The sequence below is a fragment of the Caulobacter sp. SRI_014 genome, assembly GCF_057586315.1.
Window position 1 is genome coordinate 557,350 of sequence record NZ_JBYCZQ010000002.1, and the last position, 17,057, is coordinate 574,406.

General features: G+C 68.4%; 19 protein-coding genes and 1 pseudogene. 9 read left to right on the forward strand and 11 right to left on the reverse strand.

Annotation, left to right across the window (positions count from 1 at the left end; genetic code table 11):
* Nucleotides 1-23: 23 nt before the first annotated feature.
* Genes murU through AC2YG9_RS08175 form a run of 4 tightly spaced genes read right to left on the reverse strand, consistent with a single transcriptional unit; the run spans nucleotide 24 to nucleotide 3,094 of the window.
* Complete coding sequence (gene murU / locus AC2YG9_RS08160; RefSeq protein WP_487297457.1) at nucleotides 24-749, reverse strand: N-acetylmuramate alpha-1-phosphate uridylyltransferase MurU; 726 nt, start codon at nucleotides 747-749, stop codon at nucleotides 24-26.
* Nucleotides 746-1,837 carry an N-acetylmuramate/N-acetylglucosamine kinase AmgK gene (gene amgK / locus AC2YG9_RS08165; protein ID WP_487297458.1) on the reverse strand — a complete coding sequence of 364 codons (1,092 nt, stop codon included), beginning with the start codon at nucleotides 1,835-1,837 and terminating at the stop codon, nucleotides 746-748. Before amgK ends, murU begins: the two co-directional genes overlap by 4 nt.
* A complete protein-coding gene (gene tsaE / locus AC2YG9_RS08170) occupies nucleotides 1,827-2,264 on the reverse strand; it encodes a tRNA (adenosine(37)-N6)-threonylcarbamoyltransferase complex ATPase subunit type 1 TsaE (RefSeq protein WP_487297459.1) in 438 nt (145 codons plus the stop codon). The genes amgK and tsaE overlap by 11 nt, the downstream gene beginning before the upstream one ends.
* Nucleotides 2,261-3,094 carry a GNAT family N-acetyltransferase gene (locus AC2YG9_RS08175; RefSeq protein WP_487297460.1) on the reverse strand — a complete coding sequence of 278 codons (834 nt, stop codon included), beginning with the start codon at nucleotides 3,092-3,094 and terminating at the stop codon, nucleotides 2,261-2,263. Before AC2YG9_RS08175 ends, tsaE begins: the two co-directional genes overlap by 4 nt.
* 52 nt (nucleotides 3,095-3,146) lie before the next feature.
* Between AC2YG9_RS08175 and AC2YG9_RS08180 the strand changes: the two are divergent.
* A pseudogene (locus AC2YG9_RS08180) lies at nucleotides 3,147-3,257 on the forward strand (hypothetical protein); the annotation flags it as partial.
* Nucleotides 3,258-3,262: 5 nt separating this feature from the next.
* Here AC2YG9_RS08180 and AC2YG9_RS08185 read toward each other — a convergent pair.
* Both AC2YG9_RS08185 and AC2YG9_RS08190 read right to left on the reverse strand, forming a co-directional pair.
* Nucleotides 3,263-5,059 carry a M3 family oligoendopeptidase gene (locus tag AC2YG9_RS08185; protein ID WP_487297461.1) on the reverse strand — a complete coding sequence of 599 codons (1,797 nt, stop codon included), beginning with the start codon at nucleotides 5,057-5,059 and terminating at the stop codon, nucleotides 3,263-3,265.
* Nucleotides 5,060-5,103: 44 nt separating this feature from the next.
* Nucleotides 5,104-6,096: an alpha/beta hydrolase gene (locus AC2YG9_RS08190; protein WP_487297462.1), complete on the reverse strand. Its 993-nt coding sequence runs from the start codon at nucleotides 6,094-6,096 to the stop codon at nucleotides 5,104-5,106.
* A gap of 102 nt (nucleotides 6,097-6,198) precedes the next feature.
* On the opposite strand from AC2YG9_RS08190, the gene AC2YG9_RS08195 reads away from it, so the two are divergent.
* From AC2YG9_RS08195 to AC2YG9_RS08205, 3 genes are all read left to right on the forward strand, one after another.
* On the forward strand, nucleotides 6,199-8,043 hold the full coding sequence (locus AC2YG9_RS08195; protein ID WP_487297463.1) for an ATP-binding protein: 1,845 nt from the start codon (nucleotides 6,199-6,201) through the stop codon (nucleotides 8,041-8,043).
* Between the two features lie 124 nt (nucleotides 8,044-8,167).
* On the forward strand, nucleotides 8,168-9,631 hold the full coding sequence (locus AC2YG9_RS08200) for a sigma-54-dependent transcriptional regulator (protein ID WP_487297464.1): 1,464 nt from the start codon (nucleotides 8,168-8,170) through the stop codon (nucleotides 9,629-9,631).
* 114 nt (nucleotides 9,632-9,745) lie between these two features.
* Nucleotides 9,746-10,321, forward strand: coding sequence for a hypothetical protein (locus AC2YG9_RS08205; RefSeq protein WP_487297465.1), 576 nt, complete (start codon nucleotides 9,746-9,748; stop codon nucleotides 10,319-10,321).
* On the opposite strand, the gene AC2YG9_RS08210 is transcribed toward AC2YG9_RS08205, so the two are convergent.
* From AC2YG9_RS08210 to ykgO, 4 genes are all read right to left on the reverse strand, one after another.
* A complete protein-coding gene (locus AC2YG9_RS08210; RefSeq protein WP_487297466.1) occupies nucleotides 10,318-10,653 on the reverse strand; it encodes a hypothetical protein in 336 nt (111 codons plus the stop codon). The two genes, AC2YG9_RS08205 and AC2YG9_RS08210, sit on opposite strands and share 4 nt — an antisense overlap.
* Nucleotides 10,654-10,667: 14 nt before the next feature.
* Nucleotides 10,668-10,934: a nucleoid-associated protein GapR gene (gene gapR, locus AC2YG9_RS08215; protein ID WP_271066941.1), complete on the reverse strand. Its 267-nt coding sequence runs from the start codon at nucleotides 10,932-10,934 to the stop codon at nucleotides 10,668-10,670.
* A gap of 65 nt (nucleotides 10,935-10,999) precedes the next feature.
* Entirely contained in the window at nucleotides 11,000-11,605 is a 606-nt protein-coding gene (locus tag AC2YG9_RS08220; protein ID WP_487297467.1) for an HAD family hydrolase, read from the reverse strand.
* Nucleotides 11,605-11,730, reverse strand: coding sequence for a type B 50S ribosomal protein L36 (ykgO, locus tag AC2YG9_RS08225; protein WP_166572887.1), 126 nt, complete (start codon nucleotides 11,728-11,730; stop codon nucleotides 11,605-11,607). The genes AC2YG9_RS08220 and ykgO overlap by 1 nt, the downstream gene beginning before the upstream one ends.
* A 191-nt stretch (nucleotides 11,731-11,921) precedes the next feature.
* On the opposite strand from ykgO, the gene AC2YG9_RS08230 reads away from it, so the two are divergent.
* Both AC2YG9_RS08230 and AC2YG9_RS08235 read left to right on the forward strand, forming a co-directional pair.
* On the forward strand, nucleotides 11,922-12,323 hold the full coding sequence (locus AC2YG9_RS08230; protein ID WP_487297468.1) for a hypothetical protein: 402 nt from the start codon (nucleotides 11,922-11,924) through the stop codon (nucleotides 12,321-12,323).
* Nucleotides 12,324-12,389: 66 nt separating this feature from the next.
* A complete protein-coding gene (locus tag AC2YG9_RS08235) occupies nucleotides 12,390-13,682 on the forward strand; it encodes a lytic murein transglycosylase (RefSeq protein WP_487297469.1) in 1,293 nt (430 codons plus the stop codon).
* Nucleotides 13,683-13,702: 20 nt separating this feature from the next.
* On the opposite strand, the gene AC2YG9_RS08240 is transcribed toward AC2YG9_RS08235, so the two are convergent.
* On the reverse strand, nucleotides 13,703-15,010 hold the full coding sequence (locus AC2YG9_RS08240; protein WP_487297470.1) for an MFS transporter: 1,308 nt from the start codon (nucleotides 15,008-15,010) through the stop codon (nucleotides 13,703-13,705).
* A 120-nt stretch (nucleotides 15,011-15,130) separates the two neighbouring features.
* Here AC2YG9_RS08240 and motA point away from each other — a divergent pair, with 120 nt between their 5' ends.
* The 3 genes from motA to AC2YG9_RS08255 all read left to right on the forward strand — a co-directional run bounded on the left by motA (nucleotide 15,131) and on the right by AC2YG9_RS08255 (nucleotide 16,986).
* Entirely contained in the window at nucleotides 15,131-16,000 is an 870-nt protein-coding gene (gene motA, locus AC2YG9_RS08245; protein ID WP_487297471.1) for a flagellar motor stator protein MotA, read from the forward strand.
* Between the two features lie 174 nt (nucleotides 16,001-16,174).
* Nucleotides 16,175-16,417, forward strand: coding sequence for a hypothetical protein (locus AC2YG9_RS08250; protein WP_487297472.1), 243 nt, complete (start codon nucleotides 16,175-16,177; stop codon nucleotides 16,415-16,417).
* Nucleotides 16,418-16,581: 164 nt separating this feature from the next.
* On the forward strand, nucleotides 16,582-16,986 hold the full coding sequence (locus AC2YG9_RS08255; RefSeq protein WP_487297473.1) for a hypothetical protein: 405 nt from the start codon (nucleotides 16,582-16,584) through the stop codon (nucleotides 16,984-16,986).
* Nucleotides 16,987-17,057 lie beyond the last annotated feature (71 nt).

Below are 17,057 nucleotides of genomic sequence, written 5' to 3' on the forward strand. Positions count from 1 at the left end.
GGCCGATGACCGCCTCGAACAAACTAGGCGCGCGTTTGCGCCAGCTTCGCCTGCGCCAGGTCGCGAGCCTCGGGGTCCCCGACGTGCATCCATAGCCCCGGCGGACTGACGCCGTAGATGCGCCCCTTCTCGGCCAGCGCCTTCCACAGTGGCAGCAATGAGAAGGGCCCCTCCGGTCCGTCGCGCACCACCGACGGCTTGCAGATGTGCAGGCCGACATAGACATACGGCGCCATCTCGCCCGGCGTCTTGAACCGCACCCGGCCGTCGGCCTCGAGGAACACATCCCCCGTGTCGTGGAACCCCATGGACGTCGCCGTCGGTGCCAACATCAGGCAGACGTCCATCTTCGCCGGATCCCACAGGTCCACGACCTGCTCGATGGCGGGGGCGTCGCCGTCCAGCCAGATGGCGTCGATGTTGGCGACGAAAAACGCATCGTCCGGCAGCAAGGGCAGCGCCTGCCTGACCCCGCCGCCGGTCTCCAGCGCCTGGGCCCGCTCATCCGAGACAACGATGCGCGGCGCGGCGGTGCGCGCCTTCAGGTGCGCCTCCATCAGGTCGGCGAAATAGTGGACATTGACCACCGCCGTCTCGACCCCGACCGCGGCCAGCCGGTCGAGCATGTGATCCATCAGCGCCTTGCCGCCGACTTCGACCAGGGCCTTGGGCCGGTCGTTGGTCAGGGGCCGCATGCGGGTGCCCAGACCCGCCGCCAGCACCATCGCCGTCTTCGGAGCGCCACTCATCGCCGCGCCTCCGCCGGCACATATCGATCGAACCAGGCCTTCAGGTCACCGAGCGCCGGATCAGCAAGGCAGAGATCGAGATAGCCCCACAGCCGGGGCAGGAAGCCCTCGTACCTGGGCTTTCCGTCACGCACGACCAGCCGGGCGAAGATGCCGATGATCCGCGCCACGTTCAGCGCTCCCAGGGCGTGATAGTCGCTGAGGAGTTTTACCCGGTCCAAATTCGGGTGGGCCGCCAGATAGCGTTCCAGCGCCGCCGCTTCACGCTGCGGCGTCACCTGTCGGCGGGCATCGTGCAGCAGCATGGAGAGGTCCCACACCCGGTGCGCCTTCACCGCGTCCTGGAAGTCGATCAACCCGACCCTGGCCGGGCCGGGGCGGGTCGGCAGCCAGATCAGGTTCTCGGCGTGATAGTCGCGGTGGCAGAACACCTCGGCCTCGGCCTCGGCCTGGGCGCGGATCGGGGTCCACACCGCCTCCCAGTCGGCCAGGGCTCGATCATCCGGGCTGAACGCCGGCCGCAGTTTCGGCAGCCACTCGACGAACAGATCGCTGGCCATGGTCAGCGCCAGCTCGTCATAGGTCAGCAGCGGCCAGGCGGCGTCCTCGCCCCCCAGCATCGCCGGCGGCGTGGTGGCGTGCAGCACCACCAGGGCGTCGATGGCCGCATCGTACATCGGCCCCTCGTCATGGCCGGCCGCGATCTCGCCCGCGAACAATCCGTCCCCCAGGTCCTCCAGCACCGCCAGCCCAGAACCTGCGTCAAACGCCACGATCTCCGGCGCCGACAGGCCCTGGTCCTTCAGATACCGCGCGCAGGCCACGAAGGCGTCCACCCGCCCGGCCGCCAGCCGGTAGGCGGCGTTGAACCCCAGCGCCCGGCGCTCTTCCGGCGAGGCCTCCGGCGGACAGGCCGCCGTCTCGGCCTTCGGCGGCTGGTCCATGAAGATCAGGCTCGGGCCATCGGCCGGGTACAGCCGCTCATAGGCCCGCGTCGAGGCGTCGCCGGTCAGCGGCTGGCGCCGCGCGCTCCCCAGGCCATGGCGTTCGAGAAAGGCCGCCTTCAGGGCTTCACGATCAGAACTCAAGCGGTCGGTCCTTCCAGGCGCCGTGGGGGGAGAGCCGGGCCTCACGACCCTCGCCCACAATGGCGATCTCTATATCCAGTCTGTCGGCCGGAAGGCGACCCTCCAGCCGCTGCGGCCATTCAATCAGCGCCGCCCCGCCGTCCAGCGCCTCGTCCAGCCCGATCTCGTAGGCCTCGTCCGGATCGCTCAAACGATAGAGGTCGAAATGCGCCACCGGGAATTCGCGGCCGTCATAGAACTGCACCAGGGTGAAGGTCGGGCTCGGCACCTCCTCGTCCGGCGTCGTCAGCGCCCGCACCAGGGCCCGCGCCAGGGTCGACTTGCCGGCCCCCAGCGGCCCCGACAGGCAGATGGCCTCGCCCGGCCTCAAGGCCTCGGCCAGCGCCCGGCCCAAAGCCTGCGTCGCCGCCTCATCGGCCAGGGTCAAAACACCGCCTCCGGATCGGCCGGCAGCACGCGCTCGACGAAGGTCTTGAGACCATCGCTGATCACCTCGGCCGCCTGGCCGGCCATCCGCTCGGGCGGGATGACCTTGCCGAAGGTCAGGGTGAAGCGGCGACCCTTCTTGTTGAGCAACTCGTGGAACAGGGTGATGTCCCTGAGCTCCGGCGAAAAGCCGTTGAAGAAGTGGAACAGCGTCGACCAGGGCCCGGCGACATGCACCGGCACGACCGGGGCGGCGTATTTCTGGGCCACCGAGATCGCCGTCGGCATCCAGGGCTTGTCGGTCAGCACCCCGTCGTCCGCCCGCCGCGCCAGCACCCCGGCCGGGAAGATGGCCAGGCAGCGCTCGGCCTCCATCGCATCCCGGGTCATCTGCAACGTCAGTCGAGTCCGCTCGCGGGTGCGCTTGGCCTTGACCCATTCGACCGGGATCAGTGTCTCTTCGAAGCGCGGACAGACGCGGTGGGCGTCGGAATTGGCATAGAAGACGACGTCGGGCCGGGGCCCCTTGATCACGTCATAGAGGGCGATGCCGTCGGCGATGCCGGTCGGATGGTTGGCCACCACGATGACCCGCCCGTTGGCCGGCAGGTGCTCCAGCCCGCTGACCGCCACGTCGAGCGCAAGCAGCTCGGAGATATGCTCCAGCGCATCGCCGCCGCCCATGACGGAGATGGCGTTGGCCATGGCCACCGCCTGCGGATAGTGGAGCGTCCGGTACAGGGGCGTGCGCACCACCGGCCAGACCGGCGATCCCGCCAGCTTCGGCGCCCGTTCCTCGATCAGCACATCGACGATGTGTTTTGCGTCCATGGGTGGGAGTCTAGTGCCCCTTCCTACATCCGTCATCCCGGCCGTAGCGCGCAGCGCGGAGAGCCGGGACCCAGGGGCGGCGGCCGCGACAGTCGAAGCCGCCTGTATCGAGCCCCGTCACCCCCTGGGTCCCGGATCGTCCCCGCGGGCCGTCCGGGATGACGAGGATTATTTGACCAGCGTCTCGAACTCGTCGACCAGCCGCTGCAACTGGCTGACGCCGCCGGCCCAGAAGCTCTTCTGGCGCGGATCGAGCCCGAACGGCTCCAGCGCCTCGACGTAGGTGGCCGTGCCGCCGGCGGCCAGCAGCCGCTCATAGACCGGCGCGAACCCGGCCGGGTCCTCCCGGCGCTTCTCCATCAGGGCCCGCACCAGAAGATCCCCGAAGGCGTAGGCGTAGACATAGAAGGGGGCGTGCACGAAGTGGCTGACATAGGCCCAGTAGTGCTCATAGCCGGGGTTCAACCGGATGGCCGGGCCAAGACTGGCTCCCATGACTTCCAGCCACAGGCCGCCGATTTCCTCGGGGCTCAGCTCGCCGGCCTTGCGGGCCTCATGGAAACGGGTCTCGAACTGGTGGAAGGCGATCTGACGCACGACGGTGTTCAAGCCATCCTCGATCCGCCCGGCCAGCAGGCCCAGCTTCTCCTCCGGGCGCGCCTCGGCCAGCAGCCGTTCGAACACCAGCCCCTCGCCGAAGATCGAGGCCGTCTCGGCCAGGGTCAGCGGGGTGTCGGCCAGCAGGGTGCCGAGCGGCGCCGCCAGGGTCTGGTGCACGGCATGGCCCAGTTCATGGGCCAGGGTCAGCACATCGCGCCGCTCGCCCATGAAGTTCATGAACACATAGGGATGCTTCGTGGAGCTGACCGGGTGGCTGTAGGCTCCCGACTGCTTGCCGGGCCGCGGACGGGCATCGATCCACGGCCGGTCGAAGAAGACCCGCGCCCCGTCGGCGAACTTCGGCGCCAGGGCGCTGAAGCTGTCGAGCACCATCTCCTTCGCCTCGCCCCATTGGTACAGCTTCGGCTGGGCCGTGGTCAGCGGCGCGTTGCGGTCCCAGTGGTCGAGGGTCTTGCGACCCATCACCTTGGCCTTCAGTGCATAGTAGCGGTGCGAGGTCGCCGCATAGCCGTCGGTGACCGCCTCGACCATGGCCTCGACGCTCAGGGCCTGGACCTCGTTGGCCTGGTGGCGGCTCTGGGCCGGATACTCGTACTTGCGCCAGCGATCCTCGACCTGCTTTTCGAAGGCCAGGGTGTTGAGGCACAGGGCGATGGTCGAACCATTGGCCTCCAGCGCCGTCGCCAGCCCATTGGCCGCCGTCTTGCGCCTCTTGGCATCCGGATCGCTCAGCCGGTTCAGGGTCTCGGGCAGGGTCAGGCTCTCGCGGCCGACCCTGGCCCGCAGGGTCGCCAGGGTGTCGTCATACAGCCGCGACCAGCTGGCCACCGCCGGCGAGCGATCGAGCAGCAGGGTTTCCAGCTCCTGGCTCAGCTCGTGAGGCCGCGACAGCCGAACCCGGCGGATCCAGGGCTTCCAGCGCTCGGCCCCTGGATGGGCGGCCAGGGCGGCGTCGATCTCGCCGTCCTCCAGCTGGTTGAGCTCGAGGGTGAAGAACAGGGATTTCGAGGCGATCTCGGCGCTCTTCATCCGGAAGTCGGCCTCGAACTTGGCCCAGCGCGGATCATCCCTGGCCGTCGAGGCCGACAGCGAGGCATAGGCGCTGACCGCATAGAGGCCATCGGCCGCCTGCTCGTAGAGCCGCACCCCCTTGTCGATCAGGGCGCCGAGCTTTGCCGGCTCGGCGCGGGCGGCGAGAAACTGTCCCTCCAGCGCGGCCAGGGCGTCATTGGCGGCCCGGGCCGCGTCGGTGTCGGCGGCGATGCGCGGGTCGGCGCGGTCCGCATAGAGGTCGGCGAGGCTCCACTCGGGGGCCGCGGCGGTGATCTTGGCAAGCTGGGACATGGCGAGGATTTAGGCCCACCCGGCGTCAAAAGGTAGGCCTGCCTCTAGATAAAGCCCCGACGTTTGAGCCAGGCCAGCACCAGCTCCGGCCAGACCTCGACCGGCTTGCCGTGGGTGAAACGCAGGCCGAAGCCGTGGCCGCCCTCGCCGAAGATATGCATCTCGGTCGGGACCTTGCTGGCCCGCAGCGCCGCCTCCAGGGCCAGCGAATTCTCCACCGGCACCGAAGCGTCATCGGCCGCATGCAGCAGGAAGGTCGCCGGCGCATCCTCGCGGGCCCTGTTCTCCAGCGACCAGCGGGCCTCCAGCTCCGGCGTCGGATTGGCGCCCAGCAACAGCTGTCTTGAGCCGACATGGGCCAACGGCGGCTTCATGGTGGCCACCGGATAGACCAGCACGCTGATGTCCGGCCGCGCCGACAGCTTGTCCGTGGAATCGACCGGCTTGTAGACCGCCTCGTCGAACATCAGGGTCAGCGAGCCGGCCACATGCCCGCCGGCCGAAAACCCCATCAGCCCGACCCGCGCGGGGTCCAACCCCGAGCCCTTCCTGCCGGCTTCGCGCCGCACGATCCGCAGGGCCCGCTGCGCATCCTGCAGCGGTGTCTCCGGGCCCGCCGCCCAGCCGTCGCCCGGCAGGCGGTAGCTCATCACATAGACGGTCAGCCCGGCGTCCGCGAAGCGCTGCGCGCACTCATAGCCTTCCTTGTCGCGGACAACCCATTTGTAGCCGCCCCCCGGCGCGATCAGCAGCGAGGCGCCGTTAGGGGCCTTCGGCCGGAATACCTTGAGGTCCGGATCGCGCACCCCCTTGATGATCCGGTCGCGCAACGGCGCCGGCGGCGGCGAGCGGTCGGTTTCCTCCTCGACCACCGTGACCCCGCCCCCGCCGGGCGCCCCGTTTGGCCACAGCTTGATCGGGGCGTCCGTGCCCTCGGCAGCCATGGCCTTTGCCGGAAGGGCCAGGCCCGGGAACGCACCGGCCACGCCCATCGCCAGGGCCCCCTGAACCACCATCCGCCGGCCGATTCTGTTCAAACTGTCATTCCTCAAATTCAGTGAACACGGTTAGGCGACGTTAACCCATCGACCGCTAGATTCCCGAGATTGGGTCGGGTTTAACGGGCGTCTATCAACACCATGAGCAACGGGGCAATCCCGGCGCCCGTTGCGGCGCCTGATGACAATGACGGCGTCCTGCCGGTCGTCAATGCGCCCTCCTTGTTGCTGGCCGGGCTGATCGCCCCCCTGCCGCTGCTCTTTGGCCTGACCCTTCCCTTCGGCCTCGCCCTTGCCCTGATCGGCCATCCCTGGCTGGGCCTGCTCGCCTGCATCAGCAACATGGCCGCCGACAGCGTCACCCAGCCCCTCTACCGCCGCTGGCAGGAGCACGCCGCCGATTTCGAGCCCAAGGCCATGGAGGTCCGGATCGGCTGGTGCGCAGGCATGCGCGCCAGCGCCGCCGTCATCTGGCCGGTCGCCGCCGTGCTGGCCCGGGGCAACGCCGCCGACCTGATGTTCCTCGGCCTCTCGGCCTGCCTGCTGATGAGCTCGGGCGTCGTCCAGAGCAGCCTGTCGCCGCGCCTCTATCTGATGACCGCCGGGCCGGTGCTGATCGGACTGGGCATCGCCATGTTCGGCCGTTTCCCGACGATGCCGGCGCTGGGCCTGACCCTGACCCTGACCATGCTGGCCGTCATGCTCGGCGTCATGAGCGGCGGCATCTCGCGCCTGCTCGACCAGTGGTCGGAGATGGTGGCGGGCAACACCCGCCTGATCGAGCGGCTGAAGGCCGAACGCGCCGCCGCCGAGGCCGCCCGCGAGGACGCCCGCCGGGCCGGCGAGTCCAAGGCCCGCTTCCTGGCCACCATGAGCCACGAGATCCGCACCCCGATGAACGGCGTGCTCGGCATGGCACAGCTGCTGAAAGCCAATGCGCGCGGGGCCCAGAAGGACCAGATCGACACCCTGATCCAGAGCGGCGAATTTTTGATGTCGATCCTCAACGACATCCTCGACCTCTCCCGTATCGATGCCGACCGCATGGCCATCGTCGCCGCCCCGCAGGACCTGGGTGAGCTGGCCCGCGAGCTGAAAGGCTTCTGGGGCGCGGCCGCCGCCCAGAAGGGTCTGGAGCTGACCCTCAACGTCGACCCGGCCCTGCCCGGCGTGCTGGTCATGGACGGCCGCCGCATGCGCCAGGTGCTGTTCAACCTGGTCGGCAACGCCCTGAAGTTCACCCCCGAGGGCCGCGTCGGCATCGAGCTGACCGGCGAGCCCGACAGCGACGGCACAGCCCGCCTGCGGATCAGTGTCCGCGACAGCGGCATCGGCATCGACCCGGCCAAGCTGCCCCGCCTGTTCGACGCCTTCACCCAGGCCGACGACAGCGCCGGCCGCGACTTCGGCGGCACGGGTCTGGGCCTGGCCATCTGCCGCCAGCTGACCGAGCTGATGGGCGGCCGCCTGTGGGCCGAAAGCAAGCCCGGCCTCGGCTCCACCTTCCATGTCGAGCTGATCCTGCCGATCGGCGAGGCGGTCCGGCCGGCCAACGACGCCGAGGCCCCGGCTGCCGCCGCCGAAGTCCTGCCGCTGCACATCCTGGCGGTCGACGACAACGCCGTGAACCTGATGGTGCTGGAGCAGATCCTCGGCGCCTTCGGCCACCAGGTCAGCAAGGCGACCAGCGGCCCCGAGGCCCTCGACCGCCTGTCGGTCGCCGCCTTCGACCTGATCCTGATGGACATCCAGATGCCCGGCATGACCGGCATCGAGGCCCTGACCCTGCTGCGCGGCGCCCCCGGCCCCAACCAGGACACCCCGGTCATCGCGGTGACCGCCGACGTCCTGACCCGCGACCGCAAGGCCTATGTCAGCCTCGGCTTCAACGGCCAGGTCAGCAAACCGGTGCAGATCCCGGCCCTGATGGCCGAACTGGCCGGCCTGTCGGATGACCGGACGATGCTGGTTCGGGCCAGCGCCTGAGCCCCAAAATTAACCCCCGACTCAGGTCTCCTACACCCGCCCTTTACCCACCTCTGTTTCAATACGGATCAACGAGCGCCGACCCGTGAGGTCGTTCGCCGGTACTTGGTGGGATGACTTCAACATGACCAAAACGGTCCTGGTCGTCGATGACGACCCGACTCAGCGAAGGCTGATCCAGGCGGTTCTGGAGCGCGACGGGTTCACCGTCGCCCAGGCCGAGAGCGGGGATACCGCCATGAGCCACCTGCAGGCCGGGAAACCGGCCGACGTGGTGTTGCTCGACCTGCAGATGCCCGGCCTGTCGGGCCACGACGCCCTGAAGGAAATGCGCGCCCGCCAGCTGATGCAGCCGGTCATCGTGCTGACCGCGTCCGGCGGGGTCGACACCGTGGTCAAGGCCATGCAGGCCGGCGCCTGCGACTTCTTCGTCAAGCCGGCGTCCCCCGAACGCATCATCGCCTCGGTCCGCAACGCCCTGTCGCTGGGCGAATTGAAGGGCGAGGTCGACCGCCTCAAGAAGCACTCGAACGGCAAGACCACCTTCGCCGACCTGATCGGCGAGAGCCCCCACATGCGCATCGTCAAGCGCATGGGCGAGCGCGCCGCCAAGTCGTCCATCCCGGTGCTGATCACCGGCGAAAGCGGCGTCGGCAAGGAAGTCATCGCCCGCGCCGTCCACGGCTCGTCCGACCGGTCCGGCAAGCCCTTCGTCGCCGTCAACTGCGGCGCCATCCCCGAGAACCTGGTCGAAAGCATTCTGTTCGGCCACGAGAAGGGCAGCTTCACCGGCGCCTCGGATAAACACCTGGGTAAATTCCAGGAGGCCAACGGCGGCACCCTGTTCCTCGACGAGGTCGGCGAACTGCCCCTCGACGTCCAGGTCAAGCTGCTGCGCGCCCTGCAGGAGAGCGAGATCGATCCGGTCGGCGCCAAGCGCTCGATCAAGGTCGATGTCCGCATCGTCTCGGCCACCAACCGCGACCTGTCGGACGCCATCCGAGAGGGCCGCTTCCGCGAGGACCTCTACTACCGGCTGAACGTCTTTCCGATCGAGGCCCCGTCCCTGCGCGACCGCAAGGAAGACGTGCCGGCCCTGGTCGAGGCCTTCATCAAGCGGTTCAACGTCGAGGAGGGCAAACGCGTCGTCGGCGCCGCGCCCGAGACCCTGGCCTTCCTCACCGCCTTCGACTGGCCGGGCAACGTCCGCCAGCTCGAGAACGCCGTCTATCGCGCCATCGTCCTGGCCGACGCGCCATACCTGCAGCCGCACGACTTCCCGGCCATCAGCGGGGTGAAGGCCCCCCCGATGGACGTCGAGCCGGTGGCCGGCCAGGTCCCGCGCGCCATCCCGACGGCGGCCCAGCTGCTGGCCGACATGCCGGCCGACAGCCCCGTGCGGATCCTCGACGGCCACGGCCACCTGCGCACCCTGGAGGAGATCGAAAAGGACCTCATCCAGCACGCCATCGACGTCTACGCCGGCCATATGTCCGAAGTCGCCCGGCGCCTCGGCATCGGCCGCTCGACCCTCTACCGCAAGGTCCGGGAACAGGGCATCGACGTGGATATCAAAGAGGTCGGATAGGGCTTTACCACCCCTCTCCGGACCGCTCGCCCCGGCGAAAACGCCCCCCTTTTCAAAGGACGCGGGACTTTCCGGTCCGGCCTAGGGTGGACCCCTCACAATGAGGGGTGCGCCATGCTGTTCCGTTCCATCCTGCCCGTCGCCGCCGTTATCGCGGTCGCCGTCGCCGGGCCTGCCGCGGCCCAAACCCGCGTGTCGGTGGCCAACGGCCTCGGCTCGGTCGTCATGCCGGTCGGCATCGAACGCCACCCGCTGGGTGGCGACACCAATGAGTCGCTGAGCTTCATCGTCCGACGTCCGGGCCAGACCGGCCTCGACTGGGCCGGCCTGTGCATGATCTCGATCAGCCCGCCCAAGCAGGTGCCGACCATGGAAACCTGGACCACGCTTTCGGGCATCTACTACACCCAGGCCGAGCAGAAGGCCCGCGACCGGGTCAGCGGCAAGGGCGGCCGCTTCGAGCGCATGCTGACCAACAAGCCTTGGACCTCGAAGACCGGCTGGTCGGGCTGGTTCACCGCCTACCAGGCCATCAATGACAAGGGCGCCAGCGAAAGCAGCGTCTTCGCCGGCACCCAGCTGGCTGCAAACGTTCGCGTGGTCGTGACCTGCACCAGCTCGGAAGGCCAGAGCTTCACCTCGTCCGACCTGGCGGTGATCGAGAAGCTTAGCCAGTCGGTGTCCAACTAGTCTTCGCTGGAGCCCTTGCGGCCCATCGGACGCCGCCTGGCGCGGGGCGGAGGCTTGTCCTCCCCCTTCGCCTTGGCGGCGATTTCCTTGAGCTTTCGGTTCTGCATCGCCGACAAGGCCTGCCCCGGCGCCCCAAGCTCGGGGTCGCCGAACGCCCGGCCGTAGGTCTTCACCCGGTCCTCGACGGAACCCAGGAACTCGCCTTCCCAGTCACTCAGCTTGACGCCGGCCTTGTCGGCCGCGCGCCGGGTCTTGCGCAGGGCGTTCAGCGCCGAGCGCTGCGCGGCCTTGCGGGCCAGCGCCTTGAAGTCGGGAGGATCCTTCCGCTTCAAAGCGCCTCCAAGGCCTAAAGCCCGCCGATGGCCGACAGGTAGAGGTCGATCAGCGCCTCTTCCTCGGACAGCTTGGCCTTGTCCTGTTTGCGCATGCGCACGACCTTGCGCAGGATCTTGGTGTCGAAGCCGTTGCCCTTGGCCTCGGCATAGACCTCCTTGAGGTCGGCCATGACGCCGGCCTTGTCCTCTTCCAGCCGCTCGATGCGCTCGATGATGGTGCGCAGCTGGGTCTGGGCGGTGCCGTTCAGGACATCGACGGTGGGCTGCTCATCGGACATGGAAAGAGGCTCTCACGGGAAGCGGATACGGGGAAGGGCGATGCTCTAGACGCGCAGGGCCGCGCCTACAACAGGCCGTGCGACTTCAGCGTCTGATGAAGCACCGCTGGATCGGTGAAATGCAGCACATGGAAGCCGAGCTCGGCCGCCGCCTGAATGTTGGCGGCGCTGTCGTCGACGAACAACAGCTGGTCGGGACGCAGGCCAGACCGCTCGCAGGCGATCTCGTAGATCCGCGGCTCGGGCTTGATCAGGCCCTCGTCACCGGACACGACCACGGCCTTCAGATGCCGTACCGCCGGGGCCATCGGCTCGATCGTCGGCCAGACCGGCCCGGCCATGTTGGTCAGGCCGAACTGCGGCACGCCCCTGGCCGCCAGGGCGTTCATCGCAACCTCGGTCTCTTCGATCACCCCGCCGAACATCTCGTCCCAGCGGTCCCACCAGGCGCGGATCTCGGCCTCATGCTCGGGGAAGCGGGCGATCAGCGCGGCGGTGTTCTCATCGGCGGGCACGCCGCGATCGGTCAGCCCGTGCCAGGCCAGGGTGCAGACATGCGAAAGGAACCGGTCGCAAGCGGCCGGTTCCTCAAAAATCTTCGCGTACAGGTTCCGGGGATCCCAGCGAACGATCACATTGCCGACGTCCCAGAGGACCCCGACAGCAGGCATTAGCCTTGCTTCGCTTTAAAGCGCGGATCGGTCTTGTTGATCACGTACAGAACGCCCTTGCGGCGAACGAGCTTGCAGTCGCGGTGGCGCGACTTCAGCGACTTGAGCGAGCTACGAACCTTCATTGGTCTTTACCGTGCGGCTGCGGGGAACCCGCGCACGCGGAGGCCCTCTAATCGAATTGAGCGGGCGGCTATAGGGTCAGAGGGCCGCTGAGTCAACGTCTGCGGGCCGCGGGGAGCCCCCTTTGTGGAGGCTTTGCGAACAGGCCCGGCTTGCTAGGACGTTCCCTGGTTTCCCGAGGATCCTGCCGCCCATGCGCCTGCTGCCCCGCCTTCGCTTCCTCGCCGCCATCACGCTGACCGCCATGGCGGCCAACGCGGCTTCGGCGGCGGACAAGACCCCACCGAAACTCTGTGGCGTCGGGGACGCGGCCCATCCCCTGCTCGTCGGCCAGACCTACTACGGCCAGGTGCTTTGGCAGGGCGAAAAGCCGGATGCGCTCAGGGTGACCTTCAAGGCTGACTGCACGGTGGACTACGTCTACGACGACGGCGGCCTGGGATGGGCCGAGTGGGGTCAGGTGGGCAAGGACGTCGTGCTCAACGTCAACAGCGGATACGCCGTCTACAACGGCGAGCTGACCGGAGACCGCCTGGTCGGCAGTTTGAAGAACAAGTACGGCAAGACGGGAACCTTCGCCCTCGACAGAAAATGAGCCCGCCGGGCGATCACTGGCGATCTTGTGATGTTGCATTCAGGTTTGGGCGTCTAGCTTGCCCCCATGGACAGACGCGCCTTCATCCTCCTGACCCTCGCCGGCTGCGCCGACCCGCAGCTGGAGCCGACCCTGACGCAGGTGGCCGGCACGACGCCGCCGCCCACGCCACCGCCGGCCGCCCCGACCACCCCGCCGGTCGTCTCGGGCGATCCCAACTTCGACGCCTGGCTGGCGCAGTTCAAACCCAAGGCCGTGCTGGCCGGCGTGCCACAGGTTGTGGTCGACCGCGAGCTGGCGAACCTCACCCCCGATGACAGCGTCGTGGCCTCCGACGGCCGCCAGCCGGAATTCTCCAAGCCGGTCGGCGACTATGTGAAGGGTACGGTCAGCGACGTCCGCATCACCCAGGGCCGCCAGTTCGCCACCCAGCTGCCCTATCTGCCGGGCATCGAGCAGGCCTTCCGGGTGCCGCGCGAGATCGTGCTGGCCGTCTGGGCCATGGAATCGGCCTTCGGCAAGGTGCAGGGCGACAAGGATATCGTCCGCTGCCTGGCCACCCTGGCCGCCGACGGCCGCCGGCGCGGCTGGGCGGAAAGCGAGCTCATTTCGGCCCTCAAGATCATCGCCACCGGCGAACAGAGCCGCGCCCGCCTGAAAGGCAGCTGGGCCGGGGCCATGGGCCAGACCCAGTTCCTGCCGGGCGTCTATCTCTCCACCGCCATCGATGGCGACCGCGACGGCCACCGCGACATCTGGGGCAGCACCCACGACGCCCTGGCCTCGACCGCCAACTACATGGCCAAGGCCGGCTGGAAGCCCGGCGAGAGCTGGTCGCGCGAGGTCCTGCTGCCGACCGGCTTCGACTATTCGCTGACCGAAGGCGCCCGCGAACCGCTTCCCGTCTGGACCAATCGCGGCGTCAGGCGCGCCGACGGCCTGCCCTGGTCGTCAGCCGACCAGGCGTCCAACGCCAGCCTGATCCTGCCGTCGGGCTACAAGGGCCCGGCCTTCCTGATCTTCCCGAACCACGCGGCGATCATGAAGTACAACAACTCGACGGCCTATGCGCTGGGCGTCGGCCTGCTGGCCCTGCGGTTCGGCGGCGAAGGGCCGCTGGTCACCCCCTGGCCGGTCGAGACGCCGCTCTCGAAAGCCGACCGCATCCTGGCCCAGGAAAGTCTCGTCAAGCTCGGCTACGACACCGGCGGCGTCGACGGCGCCATCGGCCCCAGGACCCGCGTCGCCATCAGGGGCTGGCAGGTGGCCAACAAGGTTCCCGCCGACGGCTACCTGACGCCGCAGCTGATCCAGTCGATGGCCATGCAGGCGGCGGGGATGGCGTCTCCGCCCCAGTAGTCCTCGTGGGGCGGTAGGGGCTAGACCCCGCCCTCATCCGACCGCTCCATCATCGCCATGGTCGTCTCTTCGTCGTCCGGCGGGGTCTCGCCGGCGTCGCGCAGGACGGCGTTCTTGAAGGCGTAGATCAACAGCCCGCCGCAGATCAGCGCGTTGAGCGCGAACGGCGCCTCATGCTTCAGCCCGTAGAGGGCCACGAAGGCCGGCGCCAGGATCACGTTCAGCCCGTTGACCGCCGCGATGGCCCCGGCCGCCCGCGCCTGCTCGTCCATCCGCACGGTCAGCGAGGCGCCGGCGGTGAACCCCGGCCGGGCAAAGCCGAACCCGAGCGCGGAAATCGAATAGCCGACCACCACCGTCCAGTAGTCCGGCGAAAACACCGTCACCAGATTGCCCAGCGCCGCCAGCCCCACGCCCCAGCGCAACAGCGCCTTGGGCCCCATCGAGAAGATCCGGATCAGGCCCCACTGGGCCAGCAGCCCGGCCATGGCCCCGGCGCCCATGGCCACGGCGGTCAGCTGCAGGGCGTCCTTGGGCTCCACATGCAGCTTGTCGATGATCATGAAGCCGAGCGTGTAGCCCTGGGCCGTCTGGCAACAGGCCACCGCGAAGCCGTAGATCAGGAAGGGCAGCACCCGGGGATCGCGCCACAGGCTCTTGTCCTGGCCGGCCCCTGCGAAGCGGCGGTTCTCACGCCGCGAGGGAGTCTCCTCTTCCGGCAACCCGCGCCAGACCACCACCAGCATGGCCCCGGACAGGATGGCGAAGGCGAACATCGGCCCGGCGAAGGTCGCGCCCGGCACGATGAACAGCGGCGCCAGGAAGGGCCCGACCACGGTCCCCAGACCGAACGCCCCGGCCAGCGCCGCCATCTGCTGGGTGCGGTCGGCGCGGGTGGTGCGCTCGGCCAGATAGGCCTGGGTGGCCGGATTCGAGGCCGAGCCGATCAGGCCGAAGATCGCCCGCGACAGCAGAAACAGGAAGAACACCACGATGGCCGGCAGCAGGTGGTGCAGGCCCACCAGCACCACGAAGGCGCACAGGGTCATCGAGACCATGAACCCGGCCAGCCCCAGGATAATCAGGGGTTTGCGCCCCCGCTTGTCGGACTCCCGGGCCCAGATCGGGCTCATCACCGCCCACAGCAGGGCCGACAGACCGAACACCGCCGAGATCATCCAGTCGGCGATCTCCGTCTCGCGGGCGATGGCCGGCAGCACCGCCATCAGCCCGGTGTTGCCGATGGCCACCACGATCGACACCGAGAACAGGATGGCGAAGGAGCGCGGCTCCAGCTTCATACCGGCGGGTGAAGGGGTCTCTGCCATATCTGAACGCTGTTAAGCCGGGTCGCCGAAAGGCGCAACACGGCTGCGCCCCTTACCCGCCATTAAGCATTAACGCCCAAGGTGCCGGCCAACTCTGTATTCCTCGACGGCGACCTCCTCATGTTCCAGATCATCGGCCTCGTGCTGCTCTTCGGCCTGGTGTTCGGCAGCTACCTGATCAGTGGCGGCAACATGAACGTCATCATGCACGCCCTGCCGCACGAGATGATGGCCATCGGCGGGGCCGGCATCGCCGCCTTCCTGATCTCCAACTCGATGACCACCATCAAGGCCAGCGGCGGCGGCCTCGCCAAGGCCTTCGCCGGTCCCAAATGGAAGGCCGGCGACTACAAGGACCTGCTCAGCCTGCTGTTCCTGCTGACCAAGACCATGAAGTCCAAGGGCGTCATCGCCCTCGAAAGCCATATCGAAAAGCCCGGCGAGAGCTCGATCTTCGGCCGCTTCCCGAAGATCACCAAGGACCACTTCGCCGTCGACTTCATCTGCGACACCCTGCGGATGATGACCATGAACCTCGAGGACCCGCACCAGGTCGAGGACGCCATGGAAAAGCAGCTCGAGAAGCACCACCACGAGGCCCAGGCCCCGGCCCACGCCCTGCAAAACCTGGCTGACGCCCTGCCGGCGCTGGGCATCGTCGCCGCCGTCCTCGGGGTCATCAAGACCATGGGCTCGATCACCGAGCCCCCGGAAGTGCTCGGCGGCATGATCGGCGGCGCCCTGGTCGGCACCTTCCTGGGCGTGTTCCTGGCCTACGGCATCGTCGGACCCTTGGCCGCGCGCCTCGGCGACGTGGTCAACGAGGAAGGCGCCTTCTACCGAATCATCCAGTCGGTTCTCGTCGCCCACCTGCACGGCAACGCCGCCCAGATCAGCGTCGAGATCGGCCGCGGCAGCGTGCCCTCGGGCGCCCAGCCCAGCTTCCTGGAACTGGAAGAAGCCCTGTCGGCGATTCCCGCCGAGGGCTGACGATCTCACGATCCCTTGAAAAACAACGGTTTGTGATTGTGGTGTCGCCTGCCTGACACAATCCGTGATCACGCCCCCGTGAGAATGCGGCTTGCGGGCCGTGATCAGGGGTCCATAGTCCCCTTGCGTCACCAAAGACGCTGCTCAACGAGAACCTAAAGGGGACTACCAGGAATGCGTAAACTCCTCATCATCGCCGCCGCTTTCGGCGCCATGTCGGTCGCCGCCTGCGGCAAGCCGGCTGAAACCAAGACTGAAGAAGCCGCCGCTCCCGCCGCCGAAGCGCCCGCCGCTGAAGCTGCTCCGGCCGCCGACGCTGCTGCCGCTCCGGCTGCTGACGCCGCCGCCGCTCCGGCCGCCGACGCTGCCGCCGCTCCGGCCGCCGCGGCCCCGGCTGAAGAGAAGAAGGCCGAGTAGCAAACCCGGCGCTTCCTTCAAGGAAGACAGGGAAAGGGTCGCCCGACGGGCGGCCCTTTTTCTTTGCCTGCGCGACCGTCACCGCCGCGTGAACCGCCGCCGGTGTCGAACGTTGTTCCCCCACGGGCCGCCATCAGAGCGATTCCCGACCAGGAGGGATCCCCATGAATCGCAGCATCCTCATCGCCGGCGCCGCCGCGCTCGCCGTTCTGTCGATCGCCGCCTGCAGCAAGCCGGCCGACAAGACCGATGACGCCAGCGCCGAAGCGACGGCCACGACCGACGGCGCCGCCGTAGAAGGAGCCGCGGCGAGCGGCGACACCTCGACCGGCGCCGGCCATGACGGCGGCCCGGCCGGATCCGGCGGCGGTTCGGTGGACGGTTCCGGGGGCGGTTCCGGGGACGGCGCCTCGGCCGACGTCAGCGGAACCAACCCCGGCGCCTCCCCCACTGTCGGCGGCGGCGCCCCGGCCGTCGACACCAGCCAGGGCCCGGCCACCGCCACCACCCCGACCGCCAAGGTCCCACTGGAAACCGAACGCAAGAACAACCCGCCTCCGAACCAGTAGAAAGGTTTCGCCTCGGGTCTCCCTTCTCCCCTTGTGGGAGAAGGACAGCCCAGAGGTCGCCCGAGCAGAAA